The sequence below is a fragment of the Limnobacter sp. genome, from assembly GCF_046297615.1.
Taxonomy (GTDB): Bacteria; Pseudomonadota; Gammaproteobacteria; order Burkholderiales; family Burkholderiaceae_B; genus Limnobacter.
On sequence record NZ_JBKBHM010000003.1, the window covers coordinates 129,545 to 155,739 of the forward strand.

The 26,195-nt window shown below is 53.7% G+C and carries 25 protein-coding genes and 1 tRNA gene; 21 read left to right on the forward strand and 5 right to left on the reverse strand.

What is annotated here, in order from left to right:
* The first annotated feature begins 20 nt into the window (after positions 1–20).
* The 9 genes from ACK4FF_RS07775 to ACK4FF_RS07815 all read left to right on the forward strand — a co-directional run bounded on the left by ACK4FF_RS07775 (position 21) and on the right by ACK4FF_RS07815 (position 8,569).
* Entirely contained in the window at positions 21–1,061 is a 1,041-nt protein-coding gene (locus ACK4FF_RS07775) for a PhoH family protein (protein ID WP_409706976.1), read from the forward strand.
* Positions 1,058–1,564 (forward strand): rRNA maturation RNase YbeY, encoded by a 507-nt coding sequence (gene ybeY / locus ACK4FF_RS07780; RefSeq protein WP_409706979.1) that lies wholly within the window; start codon positions 1,058–1,060, stop codon positions 1,562–1,564. The genes ACK4FF_RS07775 and ybeY overlap by 4 nt, the downstream gene beginning before the upstream one ends.
* A gap of 100 nt (positions 1,565–1,664) precedes the next feature.
* A tRNA-Lys gene (locus ACK4FF_RS07785) sits at positions 1,665–1,740 on the forward strand.
* A gap of 391 nt (positions 1,741–2,131) precedes the next feature.
* Positions 2,132–3,355, forward strand: a complete 1,224-nt coding sequence (locus tag ACK4FF_RS07790) for an ABC-three component system protein (RefSeq protein ID WP_409706982.1) — start codon at positions 2,132–2,134, stop codon at positions 3,353–3,355.
* A complete protein-coding gene (locus ACK4FF_RS07795; RefSeq protein ID WP_409706985.1) occupies positions 3,352–3,840 on the forward strand; it encodes a three component ABC system middle component in 489 nt (162 codons plus the stop codon). Before ACK4FF_RS07790 ends, ACK4FF_RS07795 begins: the two co-directional genes overlap by 4 nt.
* Positions 3,837–5,783 carry a DUF3732 domain-containing protein gene (locus tag ACK4FF_RS07800; RefSeq protein ID WP_409706988.1) on the forward strand — a complete coding sequence of 649 codons (1,947 nt, stop codon included), beginning with the start codon at positions 3,837–3,839 and terminating at the stop codon, positions 5,781–5,783. Before ACK4FF_RS07795 ends, ACK4FF_RS07800 begins: the two co-directional genes overlap by 4 nt.
* A 544-nt stretch (positions 5,784–6,327) precedes the next feature.
* Positions 6,328–7,284, forward strand: coding sequence for a GIY-YIG nuclease family protein (locus tag ACK4FF_RS07805; RefSeq protein WP_409706992.1), 957 nt, complete (start codon positions 6,328–6,330; stop codon positions 7,282–7,284).
* 77 nt (positions 7,285–7,361) lie between these two features.
* Complete coding sequence (locus ACK4FF_RS07810; protein ID WP_409706995.1) at positions 7,362–7,883, forward strand: DUF1643 domain-containing protein; 522 nt, start codon at positions 7,362–7,364, stop codon at positions 7,881–7,883.
* A gap of 95 nt (positions 7,884–7,978) precedes the next feature.
* Positions 7,979–8,569: a hypothetical protein gene (locus ACK4FF_RS07815; protein WP_409706998.1), complete on the forward strand. Its 591-nt coding sequence runs from the start codon at positions 7,979–7,981 to the stop codon at positions 8,567–8,569.
* Positions 8,570–9,576: 1,007 nt separating this feature from the next.
* Here the strand turns inward: ACK4FF_RS07815 and ACK4FF_RS07820 are convergent.
* Complete coding sequence (locus tag ACK4FF_RS07820) at positions 9,577–10,320, reverse strand: SDR family oxidoreductase (protein ID WP_409707000.1); 744 nt, start codon at positions 10,318–10,320, stop codon at positions 9,577–9,579.
* 142 nt (positions 10,321–10,462) lie between these two features.
* Between ACK4FF_RS07820 and ACK4FF_RS07825 the strand changes: the two genes are divergently transcribed.
* Complete coding sequence (locus ACK4FF_RS07825; protein ID WP_409707003.1) at positions 10,463–11,371, forward strand: LysR family transcriptional regulator; 909 nt, start codon at positions 10,463–10,465, stop codon at positions 11,369–11,371.
* A 177-nt stretch (positions 11,372–11,548) separates the two neighbouring features.
* On the forward strand, positions 11,549–12,940 hold the full coding sequence (locus ACK4FF_RS07830; RefSeq protein WP_409707006.1) for a Fic family protein: 1,392 nt from the start codon (positions 11,549–11,551) through the stop codon (positions 12,938–12,940).
* Positions 12,941–12,954: 14 nt separating this feature from the next.
* On the opposite strand, the gene ACK4FF_RS07835 is transcribed toward ACK4FF_RS07830, so the two are convergent.
* Together ACK4FF_RS07835 and ACK4FF_RS07840 are read right to left on the reverse strand one after the other, a co-directional pair.
* Complete coding sequence (locus tag ACK4FF_RS07835; protein WP_409707009.1) at positions 12,955–16,134, reverse strand: HD domain-containing protein; 3,180 nt, start codon at positions 16,132–16,134, stop codon at positions 12,955–12,957.
* 3 nt (positions 16,135–16,137) lie between these two features.
* Complete coding sequence (locus tag ACK4FF_RS07840; RefSeq protein ID WP_409707012.1) at positions 16,138–17,079, reverse strand: hypothetical protein; 942 nt, start codon at positions 17,077–17,079, stop codon at positions 16,138–16,140.
* A 14-nt stretch (positions 17,080–17,093) separates the two neighbouring features.
* Here ACK4FF_RS07840 and ACK4FF_RS07845 point away from each other — a divergent pair, with 14 nt between their 5' ends.
* From ACK4FF_RS07845 to ACK4FF_RS07875, 7 genes are all read left to right on the forward strand, one after another.
* Complete coding sequence (locus tag ACK4FF_RS07845; RefSeq protein WP_409707015.1) at positions 17,094–18,566, forward strand: hypothetical protein; 1,473 nt, start codon at positions 17,094–17,096, stop codon at positions 18,564–18,566.
* An 8-nt stretch (positions 18,567–18,574) separates the two neighbouring features.
* A complete protein-coding gene (locus ACK4FF_RS07850) occupies positions 18,575–19,438 on the forward strand; it encodes a hypothetical protein (RefSeq protein WP_409707018.1) in 864 nt (287 codons plus the stop codon).
* Between the two features lie 26 nt (positions 19,439–19,464).
* A complete protein-coding gene (gene csy3 / locus ACK4FF_RS07855; RefSeq protein ID WP_409707021.1) occupies positions 19,465–20,517 on the forward strand; it encodes a type I-F CRISPR-associated protein Csy3 in 1,053 nt (350 codons plus the stop codon).
* Entirely contained in the window at positions 20,514–21,089 is a 576-nt protein-coding gene (cas6f, locus tag ACK4FF_RS07860; protein ID WP_409707024.1) for a type I-F CRISPR-associated endoribonuclease Cas6/Csy4, read from the forward strand. The genes csy3 and cas6f overlap by 4 nt, the downstream gene beginning before the upstream one ends.
* 63 nt (positions 21,090–21,152) lie before the next feature.
* A complete protein-coding gene (cas1f, locus tag ACK4FF_RS07865; protein WP_409707884.1) occupies positions 21,153–21,947 on the forward strand; it encodes a type I-F CRISPR-associated endonuclease Cas1f in 795 nt (264 codons plus the stop codon).
* Between the two features lie 80 nt (positions 21,948–22,027).
* Positions 22,028–22,321 (forward strand): hypothetical protein, encoded by a 294-nt coding sequence (locus tag ACK4FF_RS07870; protein ID WP_409707027.1) that lies wholly within the window; start codon positions 22,028–22,030, stop codon positions 22,319–22,321.
* 35 nt (positions 22,322–22,356) lie between these two features.
* Positions 22,357–22,662 carry a hypothetical protein gene (locus tag ACK4FF_RS07875; protein ID WP_409707030.1) on the forward strand — a complete coding sequence of 102 codons (306 nt, stop codon included), beginning with the start codon at positions 22,357–22,359 and terminating at the stop codon, positions 22,660–22,662.
* A gap of 270 nt (positions 22,663–22,932) precedes the next feature.
* Here the strand turns inward: ACK4FF_RS07875 and ACK4FF_RS07880 are convergent, their stop codons facing one another.
* Positions 22,933–23,244: a hypothetical protein gene (locus ACK4FF_RS07880; RefSeq protein ID WP_409707033.1), complete on the reverse strand. Its 312-nt coding sequence runs from the start codon at positions 23,242–23,244 to the stop codon at positions 22,933–22,935.
* Positions 23,213–23,632: a hypothetical protein gene (locus ACK4FF_RS07885; RefSeq protein WP_409707036.1), complete on the reverse strand. Its 420-nt coding sequence runs from the start codon at positions 23,630–23,632 to the stop codon at positions 23,213–23,215. The genes ACK4FF_RS07880 and ACK4FF_RS07885 overlap by 32 nt, the downstream gene beginning before the upstream one ends.
* A 289-nt stretch (positions 23,633–23,921) precedes the next feature.
* On the opposite strand from ACK4FF_RS07885, the gene ACK4FF_RS07890 reads away from it, so the two are divergent.
* The 3 genes from ACK4FF_RS07890 to ACK4FF_RS07900 are packed head-to-tail and all read left to right on the forward strand — an operon-like array spanning position 23,922 to position 26,154.
* A complete protein-coding gene (locus ACK4FF_RS07890; RefSeq protein ID WP_409707039.1) occupies positions 23,922–24,437 on the forward strand; it encodes a PAAR domain-containing protein in 516 nt (171 codons plus the stop codon).
* Between the two features lie 32 nt (positions 24,438–24,469).
* Positions 24,470–25,519, forward strand: coding sequence for a DUF2515 family protein (locus tag ACK4FF_RS07895; protein WP_409707042.1), 1,050 nt, complete (start codon positions 24,470–24,472; stop codon positions 25,517–25,519).
* Positions 25,516–26,154 carry a hypothetical protein gene (locus tag ACK4FF_RS07900; protein WP_409707045.1) on the forward strand — a complete coding sequence of 213 codons (639 nt, stop codon included), beginning with the start codon at positions 25,516–25,518 and terminating at the stop codon, positions 26,152–26,154. The genes ACK4FF_RS07895 and ACK4FF_RS07900 overlap by 4 nt, the downstream gene beginning before the upstream one ends.
* Positions 26,155–26,195 lie beyond the last annotated feature (41 nt).

Sequence of the window (26,195 nt, forward strand, 5' to 3'; positions counted from 1 at the left end):
CACCCTTCACCGCAGCACCCATGAAATTCAAAAGCAATGCCTGGCAGGCCCCCGACGACGACAACGCCAAACTGGCCAACCTGTGCGGCCCCGTAGACGGCAACCTTCGCGCCATTGAACAGGCGCTGGACGTGAAAATTACCCGCCGCAACGGCAGCCTGAATGTGCAAGGCGCGCAGGACCAAACCCGCCAAGCCATCCTGCTCATCAACCACTTCTTTGAGCGCAGCGACAAACCCGTCACGCTGGACGACATACAACTGGCCTTGGTGGAACTGAAAAGCACCCAACAACTGGCCGCCGCGCCCAAGCCCGCCAATGGCGAAGCCCCCGCCGTGCAACAGTTTGTGGACGACACCCCCGTGCTGCGCACCAAACGGGGCGACCTGCAAGCCCGCACCGCACGGCAGAAGGAATACCTGAAACATGTTCTGGACCACGACCTGACGTTTGGCATAGGCCCTGCCGGTACCGGCAAAACCTACCTGGCCGTGGCCTGCGCCGTGGACGCGCTGGAACGCGACGCCGTGAAACGCATTGTGCTGACCCGCCCCGCCGTGGAAGCGGGTGAACGCCTGGGCTTTCTGCCCGGTGACCTGAACCAGAAGGTAGACCCCTACCTGCGCCCCCTGTACGATGCCCTGTACGATTTGGCCGGGTTCGACCGGGTGCAGAAATGGTTCGAGCGCAATGTCATTGAAATTGCGCCACTGGCCTACATGCGCGGGCGTACCCTCAGCCACGCCTTCGTCATTCTCGACGAAGCGCAGAACACCACCCCCGAGCAAATGAAAATGTTCCTGACCCGCATCGGATTTGGCAGCAAAGCCGTGATCACTGGGGATGTCACCCAGATCGACTTGCCACGCGGCCAGCAGAGCGGGCTGGTGCAGGCCCAGCATGTGCTGCGCGACGTCAAAGGCATCGCCATGACCTACTTCAGCGCGCAGGACGTGGTGCGCCACCCGCTGGTGGCCCGCATCGTGGAAGCGTACGAGCGCTTCAACAACCCGGAACGCCGCAGCCCCAAGCTCGACCTTGAAGAGGACCCGCAACCGTGAACACCCGCAAAACCGGCGACAGCCCCGTGCCCGTCAGCATTGCCATCCAGTGGGCCCCCGAGGCCGACCACCCGCCGTTTTCTGAGGTGGACAACGCCCGCATTCGCCGCTGGGCCAAAGCCTGCTTCATGGACCGCTCGGAAATTACCATTCGCATGGTGGGCGTGGACGAAGCCCGCCAGCTCAACCATGAATTCCGTGGCAAAGACTACGCCACCAACGTGCTCACCTTCCCGATGGAACTGCCCGACCTGGGCAATGAATCGGGCCTGCCCACCTTCATGGCCGACATCGTGATTTGCCCCGCCGTGGTGGAAAAAGAAGCCGAAGAACAAGGCAAAAACCCCATCGACCACCTGGCCCACCTGGTGGTGCACGGCTGCCTGCACGCGCAGGGCTATGTGCACGAACTAGACACCCAGGCCGAACTGATGGAAACCAAGGAAGTGGAAATCCTCAAGCGCTTCCGCATTGCCAACCCCTACGGCAAAGACAACGCCTGATGCGTTTTCCTGTTGTGCAACAGCACACAGGGGGTTGACGAAACCCGATTTTTTGACCATAATCGCGGTCTTTGGTTGAAGCCGCTACGGTTTTTACCACGGGTCGTTAGCTCAGCCGGTAGAGCAGAGGACTTTTAATCCTTTGGTCGCAAGTTCGAATCTTGCACGACCCACCAAAATTCAAGGACTTAGACGCGAGAGCGGCTAGGTCCTTTTTCATTTCTGGCTGAGTTGGCACCCATCTGGCCCCCACGTACAGTCAATAGACAAAAGTTAGTCTCCCTTACCTCACGCACCACAGCCCTCCGCTACTAATCACAAGAGTGGGGGGATTGCCACGCTTCCGGTTCTTGCGATTTTGGTTTACCGTGGTAGTTAAGAGTGCGATTTACGGTGTTGATTTATTTGATCAAAGGCAGTCTAAGCGCTTGAAATTAATACGATATGAAGCGCGCGATGATTTGTTCGGATAAAAGATTATCGCCAATATTGTTCGATATATCGAGTTACGCCGGCGAGAATCGAGCGTCCTTTGTGGAGTACCAATGCTAAAGAGCGATTGAACTGATGACAGGGAAAACCATTGACAAGTACTCCGCCGGCGAGCAAGGCTTGGGATACATCTATCAAGCACGTCTTGCCCTGCTACAACTGCTTCAATCGCCGGAAGATACTGCCATCTTCCTAGAAAAGGACGACGACCTCGACTTTATCCACGGCGACGGCGGCAAGTCTCTGGCCTCACTCAAACACAAAGCGGTTGGCGATAGGTTGACCGACCTGTCGACGGATTTCTGGAAGTCCGTCAACATCTGGCTGGTGCGGTACAAGACAGATGGCCGCGCTGCATCGAACCTGCGGTTTTTCCTGTTCACCACTAGCACTGTGTCCACCGGCTCGTTCCTTGTCCGCCTTCTCCCTGATCAGCCTGTCGCGTCCCGTGATGCGCCAACGCTCACCGAACTGGCCGATGCGGCGCTTGCCGAATCGACATCGCAACTCATCACTCCGATAGCCATAGCATTCAACGAACTAAGTGACCCCGAGAAGCAGGATTTTCTCGAACGCATCTTGATCCTCGATGGCAGCCCACGCATAGGCGACATCCCGGCACTAATCAAAGACAAACATATGCGGCCCATCAGGCGCGAGCACCGCGAGTTTGTCTTCGAGCGGCTGGAAGGCTGGTGGAACGATGTCGTGATCAAGCATTTGACCGGCGCTGAGCCGGAGGGGATCTTCGGTTACGAAGTGTCGGACAAGCTCTCAAACTTCGCCGAGGAATACAAGGCGGATAACCTGCCTATCACTTTTCGCGGAAAGCGGCCCATCGAAGAGATTGACGCTGATACAGATCCGCGCCTTTTCGTGGCGCAACTGCGCGAGATCGGTATTTCCTCCAATAGGATCAGAGGTGCAATTCTGGATTATTACCGAGCTTTCGAACAACGGTCGGCGTGGGCGCGCGAGAACCTGCTTGTGTTGGGAGAGGTCGAGGACTACGAAGATCGCCTCACCGAGGAGTGGGGACGCTACAGGGATGTCACTTTCGAGAAGCTGAAGGACGACAGCGCGGAAGAAGCACTGCGCGAAGCCGGCGCGACCCTCTACAACTGGGCGGAATTTGAGACTGGTAAGATCGAATGTTTACGCATTCGCGCGCGGGTGACGGAGCCCTTTGTCCTTCGTGGCAGCTTCCACATCCTGGCGGATTCCACCCCCGAACCCAAGGTCTACTGGCATCCCAGATTCCTCGACCGCCTTGGCAAAGTCCTTGGGGTGGCCTCGTGAAGCAATGGGATCAGCGCCCCTTTGAAATTCGGAACCTGTTCAACCCTGCATTCTGCGGCTTAGTTTTGTTCCGCGCCCTGCACGGCTACGAGGAAGAAGACGCTCGCGGCATGCCATTCTCTCTGTCGCTGCTTGTGCTGCCCCTGTGCCTGCATAAGGATTCTCGTGAGGTAATCGCCGGCAGTCCACGCAGCTACCTGCTAAAGACCGCAGAGAAGAATCAGCAAATCATGGTGGGCTTTGCCGACAGAGTTACACAGTTGCTGCCATATGCCTTCGAGGGGTTCGGTCTGCTAATGGAACGGGGCTGTATCGCCGTCACAGACGACGGTCGCATCCAGACCGTACCCAAGAAGGTCCGCAAGAGCGTCGACGGAACCGCCGAAACCGTCGCCTGCCAGAAAGTGGCGCGGATCGTCGGAAAGGAATTTGCACGCATCGCCGACCGGGCGACCGTTTATACGACTTTCGGGATTCGTCCATGAAGATCAGATCCATCCACGTCTATAGCCATGACGGCCAGCGCCGTGACCTCCAATTCAAGGTAGACGGACTCAACGTCATTACCGGCCGCTCCTCCACCGGCAAGTCTGCGCTCTCCGAGATCATCGAATACTGCATGGGACGCTCGTCGTTTAACGTCCCGGAAGGCATCATCCGTGACAAAGTGTCTTGGTTCGCCGTGATCTACCAGTTCGAGAAAGAACAGGTGCTGATTGCCAAGCCGACCCCGCCCGGAGGTGGCGCTAGTTGCAGCACGGCAATGTTGCGAAGGGGTGCTCAATTGCAGGTGCCTGAGTTCAAGGATCTGGCGGTCAATACCGACGATGACAGTATCGTCGATCTGCTGTCGCGCTTGCTTGGAATTCCCGAGAACCGTACCGAAGTGGCGCTTGACCACAGCCGCGATAGCTACGACGCGAACGTCAAACACACGTTCTACTACTTGTTCCAAAAGCAGGGTTTGGTCGCTAATAAGGATCAACTTTTCTATCGCCAGAACGAGCAGTTTCAACCGCAGGCGATCCGCGACACGTTGCCAATCTTGCTTGGTGTCTCCTCCCACGATCGCTACGAGCTAGAATCCAAACTGCGCTTAGCGCAGCGCGATCTGAGGATCAACAACAAGAAGCTGGAGCAGGCGCGCGACGCCGTCGATACGTCGCATGTACAGGCTATCGGCCTCTACTCGGAAGCCAAAACGGTCGGGGTTATCGGCAACACTGACGAGAACCCGAATGTCGACGGGATCATCGACACATTGAGGTTGGCGCTGTCGTGGAAGCCCGAAACATTACCAGACGACGACGGCAGCCGGGTTTCGCTTCTGGAAGATGATCTGGCAAAATTGCGTCAGGATCGCCGTGATATGCAGGCCCGGATTGATTCGGCACGACAGTTCGCCAAGCGGGCGGGCGGCTACGAAAACGAGGCCGCCGAACAGATAGACCGGCTATCCTCAATCAAGGCACTGCCGAAGAACCCCGACAACGGCGAATGGCAATGGCCGTTCAGCGAGCAAAACTTGGCGATGGAATCCCCGGTCGCCGTCGTCCTGCTCATGGAATTGGCATCTCTCGACAAAGAGTTGCGCATTGCCACCGGCCAGCGCCCCAAGCTCGAAGCCTACCTTGCCGAACTGACCGGTAAAGCGGATGCCATCGCGGGCGATATCAAGCGAAAGGAAGCGGAGCTATCCTCGGCGATTTCGGCCAACGAAGTCATCGCCCTTATGGGTACCCGCCACAACGCGGCCGCGCGCGTGATCGGCCGTATCAGCCTGTTCCTGGAAACGCTCCTCCCGAATGAGGATCTTGCTAAACTGGAAGCGGAGAATCGCCGTCTCAGCAACAAAGTTAAGCTGCTTGAGGAGCAGATCGGTGCTGACGATAGCAGCGAACGCCTGACCTCGATCCTTAACAACATCTCCGCACAGGTGTCGCGATACGTCCAGAAGTTCAACGCCGAGTTCGGTCCTTACCCTGCGCGGCTCAACCTGCAGCAATTGACAATAATCTTCGATCGACCCGAGCGTCCTGTGCCGATGAGTAGGACCGGTGGCGGCGAGAACCATCTGGCCTATCATCTGTCAGCACTGCTCGCCCTGCATCTATTCGCAGCGCAAAATAACCGTCCGATTCCGCGCTTCCTGTTGATTGACCAACCAACCCAGGTCTACTTTCCTTCTGAGCAGGTCTACAGGGATGCTGATGGTTCTGTGCAGAAGACGGAATCCGACGCCGACCTTGATGCTGTGCGCCGGCTGTTCGAGTTGTTGCTGAAGTTCACCCAAGATGATGTTCAAGGATTCCAACTGATCGTTACTGAGCATGCAAACCTTCGCGATCAGTGGTTCCAAGAGGCGCTGGTCGAGAAACCGTGGACTAAACCCCCAGCGCTTGTTCCCGAGGATTGGCCAGGTCAGTGATTGCATTTTTCGGATGCTACGGCATGACAACCGGTTGCAGCGGACGTACCGCTGCGCGGCCCGCCGCTGAACCGGGGCGTTAGGTACAAGTGATGAAAACCGAGTCCAGCATCCTCTATAGCTGCCTAATCTGGGGAGCCCCTACGGTCTGGTTTATTGCAGCAGCCCTAGCTTTCAGCCGAGGTTTGCGCTTATCCGCATCACTCGTAGCCTTATCTGCCCTTGCATCGCTGGCGCAGTCAATATCGTTTTCGATTGGTTATTCACTTCCCACGGATTGGCAAACCATCCCCAGGCCTCTGCTGCCCGCTCAAAGAGTGGCGTGGGTGGCTGAATACGTGCTTCCAGTCGTCAGTTTTCTTGAGCTTTCATTAGGGTATGTCTGTTCTACGCGCCGTACCTAACCCTTCAGCCAAGCGGGACTGGCCAAAAGGTACTTCTATGATATGTTTATCAATAACGAGGTTTGTGCCACCATTGTCGCGAGCCCCTTGCCTCAAACGTTAGCCGTTACGGGCCATACTTAGCTTTCGAGTCATACGATATGGGTAAGCAGATTCGGATTTATCTCGCCGACGGAACCTCGACCGGGATACGTCATGCCGAGATCACGAACTGGTCTGGCCAAGCGCTAGCATGCCCCAGGCCACGATTTTCCGAGTTGAAGGACTGGGGTGAGATCAAACGTCCCGGGGTGTACTTTCTGCTTGGAACCAATGAAGAGTCCGGTGAAGATGCGGTTTACATCGGAGAGTCCGAGGTGGTTCTTGATCGTCTATCTGCGCATCTCACCGGCAAGAACTTTTGGAGTGAGTTGATTGCATTCACAAGCAAGGACGACAACCTAACGAAGGGGCATGTCAAATACCTTGAGTCGCGCCTTATTCAGCTTGCTTCATCAGCAAACCGATATCAGGTCACAAACACTGCGTCACCTCAGCTTCCTGCTCTACCGCGTGCGGATAAAGACTCGATGGAAGAGTATCTGATATCGGTGCGTGCTCTTCTCGGAGTTCTGGGGCACCGTGTACTGGATCCGTACACCCAGCCTGCACATACCTCCGCATTTGCTGATAGCAAAGCCCCAATGCAACCACAGCAGGGTGAAATTAAACCACCCGAACTCCAACCCGAAACTTTTGTGCCCGTCTTGTTTGCTCTGCACATCGGAGGTATCAGCGCAACGGCTGAGCGAACGGACGAAGGTCTAGTCGTACTTGCTGGCTCGGAAGCAATCACAAATGCACAAGGAAGTCTCTCGGGTGGTTATCGTGCGCTGAGAGAGAAGTTGCTATTGGCAGGAACGTTGGAGCCAGCCAATGGCAAATTGCGGCTCACTAAGGATCAACTCTTTAGTAGTCCGTCACAAGCAGCTGCCGTGCTTGTCGGTTACGCAATAAACGGTCGAGATGCTTGGCGCCTAAAGGATGGAACGACCTATGGCGACTACGAACAGAAGATTTCCAGTGATCTCCTCAAACAACTCACGGAGGAGAAATGACGGCTAACCCTGCGGTCAATACGGACCTTGCACGAAAAGCTGCGCGAGGCCAGTTACCTTCACGTTAGGTGCTTACCATGTATGACATCTACTCCAACTCGCACAATGATCTTTGGCGCTTCACTCTTGGGAAAAGCGGCTCAAGAAAACTCTTCACCATTGGGCTTAACCCAAGCACCGCGACGAAGGATAAGTCCGACACGACTGTTGCAAAAGTCGAAGATGCCGCGCAGCGAAATGGCTTCAATGGTTTTGTCATGCTCAACCTCTACCCCATCCGCTCAACCGATTACAACGCCTTGCCAGTTGAAGTAGATCCCGAGGCGTTTTCAGAAAACATAAATCGGATAGAAGCACTCATTGCTGCTGAACCAAATCCAGTAGTCTGGGCCGCGTGGGGAGAAAGTATTCGCGCGAGAGACTACTTCGTTACAGCCACAAAAGAACTGATTGAGCGGTTGAAAAAGCACGGCACGTGTTGGCAGCATTTCGGTCCATTAACAAAGTCCGCTCATCCCCGCCATCCATCGCGGCTTCAGTATGCTTGGGCATTTAAAGAATTCGATACAAACCAGTATTTGCAAACACTCACCACCTAACAATTCCATCGAGAGAGACAGCCACAAGCTGCGCTTGTGGTTCTCTTCGCCTGCGGCTCCGGCTACCCCTGATTTCAAACATTAGCTATCAGCCCATGACGCTCGTCGCAGCTTGGATTAGACAATTACCCAGTGGAGACCAACTCGTTGTGGCCTCAGATAGCAGGCTATCTTTTGGCGCCCGATGGGACTGCTGTCCAAAAGTTTTCCCATTGGCAAGAAAAGACTCAGTGTTGGCTTTCTGTGGCGATACTGCTTTTGCGTATCCAGTGTTGTTGCAGTTGGTCAATGCAATTCTGAATTACGAGAAAGCCCTATCGAGGGAGATGGATATTACGGATCTCCGTCCGCACTTCATTAAGGTCATCAACAGCATGTGCAGTCTTGTCACGGACTTACCGAAGGGAACCAGTGGAATTGACCCAACCGACTTCAGGCTATTGTTCGCTGGTTATTCCACTAAGCTCCAGAAATTTCAGGCATGGTCTTTGCACTTTGATAAGGCGGCAAAGCAGTTCAATCATCATCCGCTTTCTTTTCATACGAAGCGGACCAAAGGTACAAAGCCTTTCCTCTTCATTGGAGACAATATCCCCGACGCTTTGAAGTCTCTATCAAAAACTACAAGAGAGAAAGAAGCTCACTACCGGGCATCTCGACATGGAGCCGTTAGAGGTTTTAACTGAAATGAGCGAGTCCCCAGATTTTGATGCCATTGGTGGCCCCCCACAGGTGGTTAAGGTTTACCCTCATGCGAACGTTTTGCCTATCAACGTTCTTTGGCCTAGACATGAACCTAAGTATGTGGCGCACTTTGGCCGCCCCCTTCTCTCATACGAAGGCTCTAAGTTCGCATGCCTTGATCTGAACGACTTTTCGCTCCTTGCGCCGTACGATGCATACGAACGGCTGCCAGCTAACACTTCGCTCAACACGGACGCTCCGCCTTTCGGCGGCGTGCCGGATAGCTAGAACGCTAGGCAGCACTAAAGCCCCATCTACCCTTTCGCTACTAGGCCCAACCCCACCAAGCGCGCTTCATTCACAACGGAGAGCCCCATGCAGCCAGCCAGTACCAGCATCAAAGTCTTTGGCATTTATGTTGCGCTCACGGGGATCGGACTTGTATTCGTCCCAGGCTTGGTTCTCTCCGCTCGGTATCCCTGTCCCAACGGAGATCTGGATTCGAGTCCTAGGAGCTGTCGCAACCAAGAGCGCATTCAGCAGTAGGTCACTGAGGTGCTGTAATGCCTCAGAGGAATCTGCACAGGTCGGACCAGCACTTTGAATGGATGAGAGATAAGAGCTTCCGCTGAAGCCAATCAATGTTTCCAATGCACCTGCGTTTGGTGAGTAAGAGAAGGGCTAGCTTTCTACCTTTGAAGTTCGCGGGAGATAAATACGCTCGCCCTTACTACATGATCTCGTTGCTGATCATTCAGATTGCTTCGCTTGCATGCGCCATTGCTGGGGGCGTACTCGCCCGCAAACGCAAAGACTCATAAGCCAAGAACAACCACGACATCCACAAAAACAACCATGAAACACCTAACAACCTGCGCAGCATTTTTCATGTGAATTTGGGCAACAACTGCTTTCGCACAAACCGACCAACCAAGCTGCAGAAAAGCTATTGAAGTAAGCAATCAGCCAGCTTGATTGGTTGAACCCAAGCCTGTTGCCCTTAACCCCCTTAAAACTGCTGCACGGTAGGCCGCAGTACCACTTCATTGATGGCCACATCGGCGGGTTGCTCAATGGCGTAGGCAATGGCGCGGGCCACGGCGCTGGCTGGAATGGCTTGCTTGTAGAAGTCGACCACGAAGTTGCGGCTGGCTTCATCGCCCGATCCGAATTTCAATTCGCTGTCCACAGCGCCCGGCTCAATGGAGGTGACGCGCACCTTGCCCGCCATTTCCTGGCGTAGGCCTTCTGAAATGGCGCTCACTGCAAATTTGGTGCCGGAATACACGGTGCCGCCCGGCGCAAACACTTTCAGGCCAGCCACCGATGAAATGTTGATGATGTGGCCGCTGCCCTGCTTCTCAAACACAGGGATGGTGGCGGCAATGCCGTACAGCACGCCTTTGATGTTGATATCGACCATGCGGTCCCATTCGTCAGTACGGGCCTGCTCCATGGGTGCAATGGCCATCAGGCCAGCGTTGTTCACCATCACGTCCACGCGGCCAAACGCTTGAATTGCAATGCCCACCAAGGCTTGCATGTCGGCCAGTTGGGTCACATCGGTTTTCAGGTGCACGGCTTGGCCACCTGCCTGAATAATGTCATTCACGATGGCTGCCAGTTTGTCGGTGCGCCGTGCGCCCAACACCACTTTGGCCCCAAGGGCTGCTAGGTGGCGGGCTGTGGCCTCGCCCAAGCCGCTGCTGGCCCCGGTAATTACAACAACTTTGCCTTCAATCAATGTGCTCATGGTGTTCTCCAGTTGGGTGCGAGCCGTTCTCGCGATAGGGGTGAGTATTCCAAGAACCAGCACACAAATAAATGAAATTGATTTGAGTTCATAATTCCTGAATGTGGAATAATTGATTGCACCGTGTTGTGAGGGCGCCGCCTTGGCCAATCGTCTGGAATTGCTGAGAATTTTCTGTGCAGCCGCCGAGGCAAACAGCTTCAAGGAGGCTGCCCAGCGTTTGGGCATTTCGCCCCAGGCTGTCACCCGCGCCATTCAGGAATTGGAAGGGCAGTTTGGTGAGCTGCTGTTTCACCGCAATACGCGGCAAAGCCAGATCACCACCTTTGGCGAGGGTTTGGCCACCGCCGCCAAAAGCCGGGTACAGGGCATTGATGAGCTGTTTCGCACCACCCAACACAAGGGCGACAAAGAAGCCACTGGCCTTGTGCGCATTGCCGCCCCGTCCACACTGGGTGACGGTTACCTTGTTCCCCCACTGGCGGAGTTGGCCGGGCTGCACCCGGGTCTGCGGTTTGATGTGCGGCTATCGGACCAAGTCAGCGATGTGGTGGACGAGCAGATCGACATTGGTCTTCGGGTGGGCTTCATGCGCGACAGCCGCTTCGTGGCCCGCACGGTGTGCAACATCCCGTTTTTGATTGTGGGCACACCGGGCCTTGTTGCCCGCGTGGGCAAACCCAAAAACCTGGACGACCTGGAGAACAAGCCCACCACAGTCACGCTGGACCCAAACACCGGCAGGCCGTGGCCGTGGTTTCTGTCCGAGGGGCGGCAGTGGCACCCCAAGGCCCCGGTGTTCATGTCCACTGACGGGCGGGCCGAGGTGCAAGCCGTGCTGGCGGGTATGGGCTTTGGCCAACTGACAGCCTACTTCGCCATTCCCCACCTGCGCACCGGCCAACTGGTGGAGCTGCTGCCCAAACTGGCCCCAACACCATGGACGCTGAACGTGTACCGCCCCCAGCGGGGCCCTGTGCCTGCGCGCATTCGGGTGGTGTACGACCACTTGGTGAAGGTGTTCTCGGACGTCACGCATTTTCCGAGGTAAGGCAAGGCCAGCATCGACAACTGTCATCAGCATGGACTTGGTATGTCCTGCTGGCACAGTTGGGGCATAAACAATTACGACCTGCTTCCCCATGATTTAGGCTGAGGGAAGCCCCTTTTCTTATCACAAATGATAATTTATCATTATTGATAAGCAACAAATGATGAGAAGAAACCAATGAGCACCACCGACCTGGACAATGCCATTCTGGCCTGCGTGGCAAAACTCGGGAAATCCAACGTGGATGGTGCATCGGCTGGCTTGATTCAACTCAAGGTTAACCGCCCTCGCCCCACGGTTAACCGTGCGCTGGCCAGGCTTGTCGACAGCGGGCAACTGGTCAGGTCCGGCGCAGGTCGATTAACTGCCTACTCACTGTCTGATCAAGCTCAACACCACAGCCACCCAACAAGCCGCGCAAGCCCCAAGGCAACACCAAGCAACACTGCGGAGGAATCATCAGCGGGCTTTCAGTGGAGCAGGCATGCACGGGCAATTGTCACAGCACTGTCCAAACCATTGGGATCCCGAAAACCGATTACCTATCAGCGGTCGTTCGTGAAGGGATACACGCCCAATGAATCCAGCCTGCTCCCGCCACAATTGGCCACTGAATTGTTCAATGCTGGCAGGGCGAAAGACCAACTGCCCGCTGGCACCTATGTACGCAAGGTGCTTGAGCAGTTGTTGATTGATTTATCATGGTCATCTTCACGGCTGGAAGGCAACAGAAAAAGCCTGCTCGACACCCGTGAGCTGTTTGAAAAGGGCCGAGCCGAATATGCCGATCGGGATTCAGTGATGCTGCTGAACCACAAAGAGGCCATCGAGTTTTTGGTCGACGCAGTGCCCACTGAAGGCATCACGGTGCCTGTGCTGCGCAACCTTCAAAGCATGTTGATGCGCGACTTACTGGACGACCCCAACGACCTGGGTGCCATTCGCAAAAGAATTGTGAACATTCAGGACACGGTGTACCTGCCCAGCCAAGCACCGCAACTGTTGGAGGACATGCTGACTCAGATCGTCAGCAAGGCCTGTGAAATACACAACCCGGTGGAGGCCGCATTTTTTCTGTGGGTCAACATTGCTTACCTTCAACCGTTTGTGGACGGCAACAAGCGCACCAGCCGTTTGGCGGCCAATATGCCTTTGATGCTCTGCAACTGCGCCCCGCTGTCGTTCTTGGACATTGTTCAGCAGGATTACGCCCTGGCCATGTTGGCGGTGTACGAGCAGTGTGATGTCACCTTGGCGGCGGAGTTGTTTGAATGGACGTATCGCCGCTCCATTGAACGCTACCAGGTGGTGATTGAAGCGATGGGTGGCCCCGACCCGTTACGGGTCAAGTACCGCGATGAATTGGGTGAGGCCATTCGCCACATCGTGTTCTATGGCTTAACACTGACGCAGGTGAAATCTGAAATGGCCATACCCGCCCCCGACAGCACTGTGTTTTTCAACATGCTTGAGGAAGAACTGGAAGCGCTTCAGCCCTACAACTGCGCACGCTATCGCTTGGCCATGAAGAACACTGCCGAGTGGATTAGGCGAGGGCGAACGAGGTAAACAAAGTGGGGGTATTACACCTTAATGCCAGACCACAACACGCGAATACCAGTCAGCTCTTTCGATTCCGGTACTTTGATTGAGGCCTCGTGCACCATTGACGGGTTTAGCTGACCACAAAGCCAAGTGCGCTCAGGAACCGCTTCCACCAGGACCCTACCATCCGGTGCCTTACTCAATCGGTCTTTCGCACTTCGCCGCCCCGGAGATTTCACGTAGAAAAACTCACGATTCGCCATGTCGATTCTCAAGTCAAAATCCAGAAAACCATCTTCCCTTGATCGAAGCGGATATTTTGACGCAAAGCCAGCCATCATGAAGGCACTCTCAAACCCACGGCTTCTACCAAGGATTTGCTCCACCTTATTAATGACCAGCTTGACACCTGCTGAATCGCACAGGGCAAATTGTGTCCTGTTCTGCCCTTCATCAAAAATCATGGATGCGTTGACTACATGCATGAAGCTACCCTCCTCGGTCATGAGCAAATCAGCCATGTCGTAAGAGGGGTGTGTGGCTACATTCGCGGCCGAGTCCTTGATCTCAAGCCCTGGGCGTACGAAACACGCCGCATTTGGATTATTCAGCGCCCGCACATTTTTGGAAAGAATCACGATATTGGACAAGTCATCCGCTATGGGCACTCGTCTGTGGCGATTGACTCGCCCAGACGTCTGAATGATGGAGTGCATACTGGATGGCTCGATGATTGCCCAATCAAAATCATGATCCCTACCGACTTCTTCAACCGGTGTAGCCACCACAATCAATCGCACATCGCCCTTGAAGTCTTTCACCCATGGGCAAACTTGAACCAGGGCATCTAGCCAACGATTGTCGCGTCGGTCCAAAATTTGGTCCATCCAGTGCTCCCTGAATGACCTACGCGCTTTGACGTCTCTGCTGTGGTATGCAGTCACGATGAACCTTTCGCGCGTATCAGCCCTCAGATACTCAGCAATGTCCATACAGGGGTTCACATTGGCCACCCGGACTAAACCAATCGAGATACGACAGGCCATGCCCTCCGGGGATATACAGAAACTGGAGTGAAGGCGCTCGGCATTGTCTGCAATCGTTGACTTCATTTGATCAAAAGAAGTCACCTCAGCCATTGCCCAACGCTTGGTATGAGGCCCAGATTTAACTTTGGCCATCAACTCCTTCATGGTAGTCCGATAGAAAGCATCAGCCTTGCTTAAATCCGGGTTCTCAAGCGTGACAGTTGAGAAGTCGGGCGTATCGTGAACAATGCTGAGGGCCCACTGATGCGGTTGAGCCATCATTGCACTGTAAACACGCCTTCCTGCTTCATAAGAAGTGGCTATCCCCCATGCAAGCTCAGGACTAAGCGACGCGCTGGAGACAATCACATTTCTACCGAAGGTTGCAGCCACTTTCACAACACGCATGACAGCAACCGCTGCTATTGGATCGTAGCTGTCCACCTCATCCAGGATCAAATCGCTGTTTGCAACCCTGATCAATGCTTTTGCATGCCTGTCCTGCTGACCCGGCTCGCCGCTGGACACAATCCAATCAATTGTGGAGATTAAGGCAGGGGCGACAAGCAACTTGATCAGGTTATTGTTGAGGGTCGTCGATGCACTGTCCGCAGCCAACTTGTTCATCCAAGACGGGGGCTCAAGGCTTGACGCACCTTCAAGCTCAATTTCCTCACTTGAGTCCAAGTCATCCTCGTCTTCGACTGCCTGGTCTCGAGGCGCTTCTTTGCCACCTACCAAACAGGCAAAGTTGCGGTCAAACAAGGGCTGAATGTCACTGGGTAAACACTCAAAGTGATGCTTGAAGGCATCATAGGTTTGTGTCGTCAACGTTCTTAGGTTAAACGCTACAGCGATTCGACAACTCCGGGGGCGCGCAGCCATGGCCAGCTTAAGATTTCCAAGCGTCTTACCTGCCCCAGTGGAAGCGACGTTGAACACCAGTTTGCCGGTCGACTCGGTGAGTGAGGACAATGCGTCGGCAGCTCTGTCCTGCCATGCGTATCTTGAGTCGCTTGCAGCCCGGTCAGTCAGAAATGCCTGAACCAACAATGGATCGATGGCGGGTAACTCGTCGCCGGCAAGAATCCTCAAATACTGAGGAGCCCTATGCCCAACCTCAAGTAAGTGCCAAGACAAGGGCTGGTCCAGGTATCGGCGCGATGGTTTAGAACCGACCTCGCTGGATTGCTTGGTGTTGGCATACGCAATTTTTGCCTCCCTGGAACCCAGAAATGGTTCGCTTGACACCTTGTGATCGGCCATGATGAGTGCGGCCCTGGCCGCGACCATTACGCCTTCCCACGCCAACTCATCCCTTTGAATAGCAGATATACGACGAGTTAGCGCGTTGATTTTTGAGAAAAGCTCGGCCCATCGTTTCTTGTCTACCACCCCCCCACTAAAAACATCGAAATCGCCAGCCCCGTAAAGAGTCAGATTCTTTTTGATTTGATTGGTATTGTCGGTCGGCCTCAAGTGCCTGGAACAGTTGATCGCCCCAGATTGTAGTTCCCCACCCACCGCGCCGTGATGCGTGGCTACTGCCCAACGCATCGCAGACAGCCCCCCTGTAACCTTGCGCTCCAACGGGGTGGGCTGATTAAACGCTGGGAAATAAGCAGACCGCTGGTTATACCAGTCCGAGAAAACGCGGTTAATGAATTCACTATCGAGCGCCTCAGCACTTTCAAGCCGTTTCATGATCCAGGCCGAAATCCATTCATGGCGAATGTAATCTTTCAGTGGCGGTGTGCTACTTTTCCCTTTTGCACCTATGGGCATTGTGCTGTTACACAGCTTTTCTTGAAACCACTGCGTCAACTTGCCTAGGTCGTGAACATACCCGGCCAACTGTGCGACCAAAGCAGCCAGCCGCAAATAACTCGGCATTCTGAGGGTTTCTTTGGTCTGCGTTGATACCGCGAAACGCCCGTGGATGTCATAGGATTTATTGTTCCCTACCACCCACAAAAGCCTCATACCCAAGACGGAATCGTTTCGATAACAGGCGATTGACGTTTGCCGTGTGGCACTCTTTCTTGAGGCGCTGTAGACCTCATCAAGCGCATCTTGTGTAATCAGCGTAAACCAAGGCCTGTCCCCAATTCGAGAGGCATAGCGATCAAGCAAAGCCCGTGTCCGCGGCAACGCCTTCAGTTCGCAGTTGGAGATAAAAACGACATGCATGCGCTACTCACCGACTACTACACTGCTGAGTAACGGCCACACTTGGAGCGCCGAAGACTTCAAACCTTCGTTCTCCTTGCGGAATTCATACAGCAAATGACGCGGTATTCGAACTTTTCCGCTCGCATTGATCCCAAGCTCATGCCTCACCACCTTCTCCTGATCGGGGGTTAACAGTTGATTGAGTGATACATGAACGCTGACGTCTGCACCAATATGACCTCGCCTCACGAATTTCTGATCAAGCGACTTCTTGGTCGCCTTCACATCCAGTTTCTGGGCATCCAGGATCCGACTCAATAGGAAGAGCTTCACGGGGTACTGGGCTTCAGGGTCATTCAAATCATGTGCATGCAGGCGAAAACCTTTCCCGGTGTATTCCAGAGTGCACGGCCATACTGTCCGCCACTTGGCTGTTTCGTCTTTTTTTAGCCCGACGTAAAGAATTTGAATCGGCTCATCCCTGAGTGCCCCCTCCACAACCACCCTGGTTGCCGCCTCCGACAGGGTTGATAGCGCCCGAATCTTGGGCCGGACGATTCCAACCCCATCGTCGTCGAAAATTCCAGTGGATTGGGGGGGCTCACCACGAGCAATTTTCTCGAGAATCAGATCAATTGATGCTTCAGCGGGACAAGCTGCACCGTGTTTCGGAACCACGCCTACCCGCTTGACCCACATCAAGGAACCAGAAGGATGCCTTGTCGCATCGCCAAGAATTTTGGAAGCCCTAGCGGGCGAACCTCCAGTTCCAAATGCGCGGTCAACCGCTTCCCGGTCGCACTTTCCAAGCGTCCAGGCCCGTCTCAAGACAAAAATTATTGGATCGAATGTCTCTTTCATAATGAATAATATAGCATTTTCTTGGTTTATATTTTCGTTTTGAAAATATCTATTGGTTTGCAATGCGATATCAACTTGTGTAAGCTCTTCTTCGATGCCCACACACCCACCTCCTCATGAACAAAGAACAAGCCCAGCTATTGCTTCAAAACTCGCATTACGGACTGCTGGCGGACCTGTGCAAAAGCGGCCCAAAACGAAACATCAAACTGAAAGTTGACGACCTTCTCTGCGCAGCGGACACCCGACACGCATGCGCCATCATTGTGGCAAACCGGCCGGAGATCAGCTTCGGACTCACTTTGTTTGGGCTATACGATTCATTCGTAGAGGCCATGCCTGGAGAACCTGTTGAAGGGGATGAAAAATCAGCCCAAAGTTACATCGAATGTGCTGAACGCTTTGCAACTCAGCTCATCGCGGCGATAGAGCCAAAAGATGCCAAAGCACTGGCTTCCCGAAAAACCCGCGAGTTCGCCACTCATTTTTCAGCCAAACTCATTCATTCATCAGCCAAAGGCAGCTCGTTTGCCGCCAATAAACCGACCGCACTGCCTCATCTTTCCGCGCGTTCACTGGCTGCGTCGTCGATCAACATTCCGTTGGATCAAAAGAAGAACGACTCTCAAGGCGTTTATCAGCGACTGGTCAAGATCATGTCTGAGGATCCAATGGTTGTCCAAGCCGGAATACCGTCAGCCATTCTCAACGCAATCCAAGAAGGCATTGCGGAGGGTATCGAACACGCCCGACTTAACGAAGACTCATCAGTAGACCATCGACTCAAGCAAATACTTGTTCCCTCGGGGGATTCCTATATCGCCTTGAGTCCAATGGGTAGTGCAGGCATTAGCGTGGTGGTGGGTGACGCAGCTGAAACACTCTACCAACAATGGCGCACTTTCCATGAAGCCAAGCCGTCAACACCACAGGCGCAGCCTCAAACAGAAAAGGAAGCAGCACCTGTTTTATTCAAACCCAACAAGTTGAAGTTTGAAATTGGGGGGGCAAACCCCAGAAACGCCACCATTCACTGGACACACCAGGCATTTCAAAGGCCCCTTTACTTCAATGTACCCATGCGGCGCAAAGCGGTGTCTACTGCTTATCACTTTGTGTATCGAGGGCATTGGAAACCATCCATCGACTCCAATTTGATCAAAGGCTTCTTTGCTCAATTGGCCTCAATGGAGTCCTCTGCAGCCTTGCATGACTCCGTGTCAATGAAAGCCGTAGAAGTCTTGGCAACGGGCCAGCTTGCGCAAATTGCACGCTCTTCCTACACACAGGCCAAAGCGTTTTCAGCCGCCCTGGAGCAAGGGCTCATCGAGGTTGACGGTGTTGAAGAGGAAATCAATAAAGACCTGCTGAACAGACTGCGGCCCAAAGCAAATGACATACCCGCCCTAGATTTGTTTCTAGTGAACGGAAACTTCGGCCAAGAATTTATGAGCGCCTTGGCAGACACGATCACATCAATCCTGAATCGTGCTGCGTTAAGGCTCAACAGCGGGTTCCCAATGAGTACGGTAGAACGTGAAAGAACCACCGCTGCCATTCTTAAAACGCTCTCAGCCCCGATTCAATGAAGCGAACCATGATGACTTACATCCAACTCTATGTTGAAGTGTCCAAGGCAAACATGCTCCAAAGCCCATCATTCATAACGCCTGCGCCGGTGTTTGCAGCGGTGATGGCCATGCATGCACTTGACATGAAACTGAACAAACAACTTGGCATTACGGGTGTCGGGCTTATCCACCATGACCACCGCCCCTGGATTGAATACCCCACCAAAAATGACGGCTACCTCGACCCTGTGCTTGTTCAACGCCGAGGTGCTTACTTATTCGACAGCATTGCCAAACCGCAAGCCACGCCCTTGCAGCCCATGGCCCTGACTGATCTGAAGTGGTCCATCCTGCTGGCATGCAAAAATGGCGTCGACAAAGAACAGGTTAAATCTGCTGTATACACCATGCGGTTTGCGGGCGGACAGATCAATGAAGAACGACTTCACGTTGGGTGCTTTGATTCGCTGGACGAATTGAGCAAACAGCTGCGAACCGGTTATTGGCTGAACGACGCCTCGGACCAACTGAAGGAACCACCTGAAAAAGCGCACTCCGTGTCGACCAACCCTGCAGAGCGGCTTCTTCAGCTCACCAGCCATACAATCAACCCGTTCACAGTGCCCGTCAATCTTGGCTACAGCCTTCTGGCAAGCCCTGTGGCCCGCAGTGGTAGCCGGGACATTCAAGGCATACCCTGCGACCATGCCTATGCGGAACATCTAATTGGCTTATTGCAATTCGTCCCCATTCGCCAAGCCAAGGAGAATGGCCTCATCAATGTCAACCACTTTTGGCGATTCGGATGGGTGAATGACGAATTTCTGGTGACCAACAATCCAAGTATTCAACTGGCCCCACAACGCACCGAAGAAATCACTGCCCAATAACCCCACCCCACGTAAGAGAGCCCCTCATGACTTTAAAAATGCCCCCGGTACTTGCCTCCCAACGCGGCTTCATTCTGACTGACGGAATGATGTTTTCATTGATTGAAAAGAAGGGCGGAGAACAAACACTTATCCCGATCAACGTGGTACGCCATGGCATTCGAGGAATCAATATCAACCCAAAAGATGAGAGCAAAACCCCAGGGCTGATTCAACGTACAGAAACTGCCAAAACCGACCCAGATGCCTCTGCACTAGTGGTCCGCTTCAACTACCGTACCCTGCCTGCGGACAGCCTACTTTTTGCTTGCGCAGACTCCCACTACCGAGAGCATCTCAACAGCTTCATCGCACGATTTTTCAAACCAGGCGTTGCCGAGTTTGATGAGGTATGCCGCCGCATGGCAAGAAACATACTGAATGGGCGCTGGCTTTGGCGCAACCAAATGCTGGGGGATGTCACTGTTGAAGCAAGTGCGGGGGGAGTGAGCTACACCTCAAAGGGAACCCGGCAGCGTGACTTCGATTGCTACACCAAGGACGAAATCGAATTGGCAAACGACGTGATTGCCGCTGGACTAACGGGTTCAATGATTCCCTTGAAAGTCACAGGGAAGGTGAACTTCGGATTCACAGGCGCTGTAGAGGTCTTTCCCAGCCAAAATATGGTCACCGGAAAACCTCAAGGGTTTGCTCGCTCACTGTACAAAGTAGACCCCATCTCGGTTTCAGACTTGCGCGCTATTTTAGGAACAGCGGCAAAAGATGGAGAAAGTGCCGGGGAGTTTGCTGCGGACATGATACGCATGGGCTATGCAGCGCTTAGGGATCAGAAGATCAGCAATGCGATCAAAACCATCGATACATGGTACCCAGGTTTCAATGGCAAACCGATTGCCATCGAGCCCAACGGCGCCAGCTTGGAACTGAATTCAGTTGAACGCAAAAAATCGGGCTCCAAGGCCTTGCTGCCAGAGATCGATAGCATGCATCCAACCGAAAGTTTCAACACAGACGCCGCTTTCCTGATTGGCTTGATCATCCGTGGTGGCGTGTTCAGCGAGGAATCTGACAAATGATCTGCTCGTCTTACTTCGACCTGAAGTTGCGGCCATCTGCGGACGAAATCACGAATTGGGACCGATTCGGAAGACTCATCCGTGCCCTGCATGTTGGCGCCACTCAAACCAACGTCAAATTTGCCATCGACTTCCCGGAATGGATGCGAGAAGGGTTTTCGCTGGGCGATCGCATTCGTGTATTTGGTTCAGAATCAAACTCATTGAATCAACTCTACGACTCGATTGAAGCATGCTCTTGGTTTGAAGATGAGGTAGAAGGTGGACGTATTAGAACGGTGAAAGAGGTTAAGGGATATCACGCTCTACTTCATCACAGTTTTGGTGGCGGTGTGATTAAAGACCGCAAGGGTATTGGCCTGGACAAAATCAGGGAGACCCGAGCGCAAAGAAAAATGGCCTTCATGGCCAAAGCTCAATCGCTGCCATACATCAAAATTTTGAGCTCTACTGGCAAGCAATTTTGTCTTCGGCTTGAGAGAATTCATGCCACCCAATCGGACACAGGCGAGCCCAACGGATATGGTGTATCCCGTCCAACTCAGATCATTGCCTTACCCGTTCTGCCATGAAGGCTGAGAAAAGGCCTCAGGCTGTCATGATTTCAAAAAGAGCGAATGTGTTCTACCTTGAACATGTTCGCTTATACATCGTTCATCCTGCTTGGCAAAGGAACATCAGTCACCGATGCAGCAGTCAGGAAACTGTCCGAATCCAATGTAATTCTCGGTTTTTGCGGCTCGGGGGGTTCACCGCTGTTTGCGGAGATGGATGTTACATTCCTCTTACCGCAGGACGAATATCGCCCGACCGACCACGCCCAACGGTGGTTTGCCCTTTGGCAAAACGAAGAGAAACGCACTGCGATGGGACAGGTCCTACTGAAAAGGCGAATTGACTGGAACCGGCTAATGTTCCCAAAACTTAACCTTGAAGTGCCTCAGGCGCTGTTTGATTCATTCGAATCCAGGATAGCCACCTGCCAATCAAACACAGATCTTTTAATGGCGGAGGCATCGTATGCCAAAGGCCTCTACGCATGTCTTGCCGCATCATTTCGCCTCAGCGACTTCACCAGAACCGCCGGTGCGAAGAAAAAAGAGACGCCCATTCAACGGGTCAATGCATTTCTTGATCATGGCAATTACCTGGCCTATGGCTATGCGGCAGTCTCCCTGCATGGCATGGGGGTCCCCTATTTTCTGCCCGTACTTCATGGAAAGACGCGCCGTGGCGCCTTGGTCTTCGATATTGCCGACCTGTTCAAGGATTGGTTAGTGATGCCGGCTGCCTTTGATGCAGGCGTTCGAAACACACCTGATAACAAGTTCAGGGCAAGAATCATTGAACTGGCACTTCAGTACCATGTGTTGGACCATTGTATGAACTTCATTTCTGAGCTTCCAGAAAAAATACCCAAAAATCAATGACTTGCATATCCACCCTCAAGTCGAAGGTTTTATCCCTCTTTTTCAGCTAAGTTGCTGAAGTTCTTTAACAATTTGATAGCATGATGCTGTTCATCGCCGCACAGGCGATTGAGAAATACCTGGTTCGCGTTCGTGATCCCGACGATACGTTCATCGCCGCACAGGCGATTGAGAAAACGGCAGAAGTTTCAAAAGCTACCGGCTTGAAGTTCATCGCCGCACAGGCGATTGAGAAAATCAAGTCATACTCGGTCTGCGTCAGAGGCGCGTTCATCGCCGCACAGGCGATTGAGAAATTCTCCCCCCTCCGGTTCCGCACATACTGCTCGTTCATCGCCGCACAGGCGATTGAGAAACTGGAGCGAACAGTTTGAATCGGGCGCGGCCCGGTTCATCGCCGCACAGGCGATTGAGAAACCGTACATATCCGAAGCTGGACGGTGATGTGGGGTTCATCGCCGCACAGGCGATTGAGAAATTGCGCCGTGAGGGTTCGCAGCACTGGATTATGTTCATCGCCGCACAGGCGATTGAGAAAATTCTCAGCAGATGGGCGCGCAGCACCTTGGCGTTCATCGCCGCACAGGCGATTGAGAAACTGCCCGATTACATGCCTTTGATGGCCATGATGTTCATCGCCGCACAGGCGATTGAGAAACACGCGCCTTGGTGTGATGGAAGAGCGTTTGTAGTTCATCGCCGCACAGGCGATTGAGAAAGATCCGCAGTTTGTTCTAAGCACAATGAATGGGTTCATCGCCGCACAGGCGATTGAGAAAGGCGCTCTCGCCGGTCACGGTGAAGCCGTTGCGTTCATCGCCGCACAGGCGATTGAGAAACGACTCAAGCTGCTCACGCAGTAAACCCAGCGGTTCATCGCCGCACAGGCGATTGAGAAATGTGAAACATCGGCAGCCTGCTGAAGCTGCAGGTTCATCGCCGCACAGGCGATTGAGAAATTTGCACCGTGGCTGCGATAGAGGATTTACACGTTCATCGCCGCACAGGCGATTGAGAAAATAAGGTCATACTCGGCCTGCGTCAGAGGCGCGTTCATCGCCGCACAGGCGATTGAGAAACGATTCTCCCAGCACCCAAACTGCAGATTCTCGTTCATCGCCGCACAGGCGATTGAGAAATACCCGACCGGTACCGGCCTGTACCCCGGATCGTTCATCGCCGCACAGGCGATTGAGAAACGCCGTGGCGGCACGATTGTGAGCTTCAGTATGTTCATCGCCGCAAAGGCGATTGAGAAAAGAAGATCAAGCAGCGTTTGAGGCTGCGTACAGTTCATCGCCGCACAGGCGATTGAGAAAAAGTGGTTCTTGACGCAGCGGTAGAGCCGGATGTTCATCGCCGCACAGGCGATTGAGAAATGAAGCTATTACCCAAGGTGACAGCCTTGAGGGTTCATCGCCGCACAGGCGATTGAGAAAATCTGCCAGCCGTGCTTTTGGTACAGCGTCACGTTCATCGCCGCACAGGCGATTGAGAAAATCAGCGACATCCTGTGGCATGCCACTAGGAAGTTCATCGCCGCACAGGCGATTGAGAAATGGACCTTCTTCGATTGCCTCAGTCACGTTGAGTTCATCGCCGCACAGGCGATTGAGAAATGGCGGCCCTTTCCACCGCATTGTTTCCGGGTGTTCATCGCCGTACAAGCGATTGAGAAAACTCATGCCGTACGCAGTCTAGTAAGCCAGGTCAGCACCTCGTATGCAAGAATACAGCGTGGTTTCCGTAAATTTGACTCACTTCAACTCACACTTTTAGACTCCCCGCGAGAACATCCTACTTGCACAACTCTGTAGCCCTAGAATTCACTATCGATTAATAGATTGTGTTCCTGGCCACCTGCCTAGGCCCAGTACAGAACCAACCCTCACCACCCACAGCGGGTGATGCCTTTTTGATCAAGCAAAGTGCCGTGCTAGCGTTGGAGGTTTCGACGTTTGGAACGCGACGACCATGCCCTTGATGATCCGCTTAGGCGACACCACAAGCCACGGGGGCACCGTGCTGGAGGGCTTTCCGGTGTATGTGGTGGAAGGCAGGCCCGTGGCGGGCTTGGGCCACAAGGTGGCTTGCCCCAAATGCAAAGGCGTGTTCCCCATTGTGGAAGGCAACCCCAGCCACACCTTCAACCAAATACCCTTGGCCTATGCGGGCATGAAAACAGCCTGTGGGGCCAGCCTTCTTCCCTCGCAAGCCAGTACCGTGCACAGCACCATGACCGGCCACAACACCCAGTTGCCACCCGAACAGTTGCCGATCAGCCCTTTGGCGCAGCAGCCTGATGAGCGGGTGGTGCAATTCAAACTGCGCCATCATGAAACCCGCGAGCCCTTGGCAGGTGTGCCCTACACCATCAAACTGTCCAATGGCGGGCAGGAAACTGGCCACTCTGACAGCAACGGCTTAACCGCGCCGCTGTTGGTGAAGAAAACCATTGAAGCCACGTTGGTGGTGCAGTCCGCCCCATGAGCCAAACCTTTCAACGCCTGGCCAGCGACAAAATGGCCCTGCACAAAGGCACCCGCGACCTCGACGATTGCGGTTGCCACAACACCCTGGCCTACGACGGCCAAGACCGCTGGGTGGCTGAAGTACCGGTACTCACCTGCGACTGCTTGTGGCGCATTTACCAACGCGAGGCCGAGCGCATTGTGGCACCGGGCGGTGTGTTGATTGCCGACCCCATCGCCCGCAACAGGCGAATCAATGCCGCTTATGCCGCCCTGTGGCTCAGCGATCCGCGTTTTGAATGGGCGGGTTTGGCCGCCTTTGCGTCCAAGCAGGTGGGCTGTGGGCTGCTGCATGCGGCAGACAACATGAACAGCCTTCGTGAGCGGCAACGGATGGCCACCCCTCCTAGAAACGTCGCTCTGGAACCCGCGCAACAAGCTGGGGCGGGTATGGTAAGCGGGTCGATTGCTGCGATGGGGAGCGGAGTGAAGTATGTGTATGACACCTTGGCACTGGGCAACACAACGCTATTTCTGGACATTTACCCGCTGCATATGTTTTATGCCAAGCGTGGGTTGGCGGAGATGAAGAAATGTATGGGGATTCGTACGAAAATTGACAGTAATCCGAAGTTTCCCGTGCTTTGGACTGTACCCGATAAAGTTAAATTTGGCTTTGCTTTTCCTGAAATTATTCCTGCATTTGAGGCGATCGAGCGCGGGGATATCTTTGAAAGCGTCCGCCTGTTGGCGCGTCATGAACAGCTCAACATCCTACAGCCCACCATTTACGACGATGGTCTGATGGCTGCCTTGCTTAGAGGTAATCAAGCAGCCACTTCGTTTGCCTATGTAACTGGTATATCCTTCGGCTTTGAAGAGAAAGTTCAGCTAACACTTGCCAATCAATGCAAACCTGTATCCGATGGCCGAAGTATCGAATTCAGCAGAGACGCAACGGCTAACCTAGCCAACTTTGACGAGCGTATGCCGTTTGTACTCCGTGCAGCACGACAATTTCATTCCTTGCTGAATAGCCCAACCCGGCTACAGATTGAAAAAGCCATTCGTGAGATTTCGCAAGGCAGCCCGATCCGATGAATATGGCACGACGGATTTTGAGTTGGGTTAAACAGCACTGGTTTTTTTCTGTGCTGCTGGTGGTGCTGACTTATGCCGGTGCTTGCCAAGCCATCGATTACCTCACCCCAGCCAAGGAAATCGCGCTGATCATCGGGGAGCCTTGGAAAGACATGCAGACACGCTCCACTGCACGAATTGGTGACGACATCCCCGATGAAATTTGGTTTCGAGAACCCATTGACCTCGCATACCTTCGTTTCGCAGACCCTCAATACGGCTTTATCACACCACCCGCGAAGTTTTTTGCAATCGGATTTAATCGAGGGAGGATTGACAGTATTCGCATGTCCCCCCAAGTAGAGCCCCTTCCCCTTCAGGATGCGCTCAACATCGTATTAAGCCTTCAAGAGCAATGGCGACGAGGTGGCTGGGTGGTCGTTGACCCAAAAAACAACCCTGCACATGAAAACACCGAGCACTGGAAATCGCAGATCACCGCCTGTCGAGCAGACACAACCTTCTGGAACTCTGGAGCCGAGAAGCGGTATCAAATCACCGTGGGCATTATCTGCTTTAAGGACAATCGGTATCCCAACGAACAACGCTTCCTGATCAATTTGGCCATTGCTCGACCTTGGTTTGAGGCTCATTGATTAAAAAGGCAGTTCGAGAAATTTCGCAAGGCAGCTCAACA

What these genes read in the sequence shown, in the direction of transcription:
- ACK4FF_RS07775 (WP_409706976.1), top strand. Translation starts at nt 21, where the DNA reads ATGAAATTCAAAAGCAATGCCTGGCAGGCCCCCGACGACGACAACGCC.
- ACK4FF_RS07790 (WP_409706982.1), top strand. Translation starts at nt 2,132, where the DNA reads ATGACAGGGAAAACCATTGACAAGTACTCCGCCGGCGAGCAAGGCTTG.
- ACK4FF_RS07800 (WP_409706988.1), top strand. Translation starts at nt 3,837, where the DNA reads ATGAAGATCAGATCCATCCACGTCTATAGCCATGACGGCCAGCGCCGT.
- ACK4FF_RS07805 (WP_409706992.1), top strand. Translation starts at nt 6,328, where the DNA reads ATGGGTAAGCAGATTCGGATTTATCTCGCCGACGGAACCTCGACCGGG.
- ACK4FF_RS07810 (WP_409706995.1), top strand. Translation starts at nt 7,362, where the DNA reads ATGTATGACATCTACTCCAACTCGCACAATGATCTTTGGCGCTTCACT.
- ACK4FF_RS07815 (WP_409706998.1), top strand. Translation starts at nt 7,979, where the DNA reads ATGACGCTCGTCGCAGCTTGGATTAGACAATTACCCAGTGGAGACCAA.
- ACK4FF_RS07820 (WP_409707000.1), bottom strand. Translation starts at nt 10,320, where the DNA reads ATGAGCACATTGATTGAAGGCAAAGTTGTTGTAATTACCGGGGCCAGC.
- ACK4FF_RS07830 (WP_409707006.1), top strand. Translation starts at nt 11,549, where the DNA reads ATGAGCACCACCGACCTGGACAATGCCATTCTGGCCTGCGTGGCAAAA.
- ACK4FF_RS07835 (WP_409707009.1), bottom strand. Translation starts at nt 16,134, where the DNA reads ATGCATGTCGTTTTTATCTCCAACTGCGAACTGAAGGCGTTGCCGCGG.
- ACK4FF_RS07845 (WP_409707015.1), top strand. Translation starts at nt 17,094, where the DNA reads ATGAACAAAGAACAAGCCCAGCTATTGCTTCAAAACTCGCATTACGGA.
- ACK4FF_RS07850 (WP_409707018.1), top strand. Translation starts at nt 18,575, where the DNA reads ATGATGACTTACATCCAACTCTATGTTGAAGTGTCCAAGGCAAACATG.
- csy3 (WP_409707021.1), top strand. Translation starts at nt 19,465, where the DNA reads ATGACTTTAAAAATGCCCCCGGTACTTGCCTCCCAACGCGGCTTCATT.
- cas6f (WP_409707024.1), top strand. Translation starts at nt 20,514, where the DNA reads ATGATCTGCTCGTCTTACTTCGACCTGAAGTTGCGGCCATCTGCGGAC.
- cas1f (WP_409707884.1), top strand. Translation starts at nt 21,153, where the DNA reads ATGTTCGCTTATACATCGTTCATCCTGCTTGGCAAAGGAACATCAGTC.
- ACK4FF_RS07870 (WP_409707027.1), top strand. Translation starts at nt 22,028, where the DNA reads ATGATGCTGTTCATCGCCGCACAGGCGATTGAGAAATACCTGGTTCGC.
- ACK4FF_RS07880 (WP_409707033.1), bottom strand. Translation starts at nt 23,244, where the DNA reads ATGAACTGTACGCAGCCTCAAACGCTGCTTGATCTTCTTTTCTCAATC.
- ACK4FF_RS07885 (WP_409707036.1), bottom strand. Translation starts at nt 23,632, where the DNA reads ATGAGTTTTCTCAATCGCTTGTACGGCGATGAACACCCGGAAACAATG.
- ACK4FF_RS07890 (WP_409707039.1), top strand. Translation starts at nt 23,922, where the DNA reads ATGCCCTTGATGATCCGCTTAGGCGACACCACAAGCCACGGGGGCACC.
- ACK4FF_RS07895 (WP_409707042.1), top strand. Translation starts at nt 24,470, where the DNA reads ATGGCCCTGCACAAAGGCACCCGCGACCTCGACGATTGCGGTTGCCAC.
- ACK4FF_RS07900 (WP_409707045.1), top strand. Translation starts at nt 25,516, where the DNA reads ATGAATATGGCACGACGGATTTTGAGTTGGGTTAAACAGCACTGGTTT.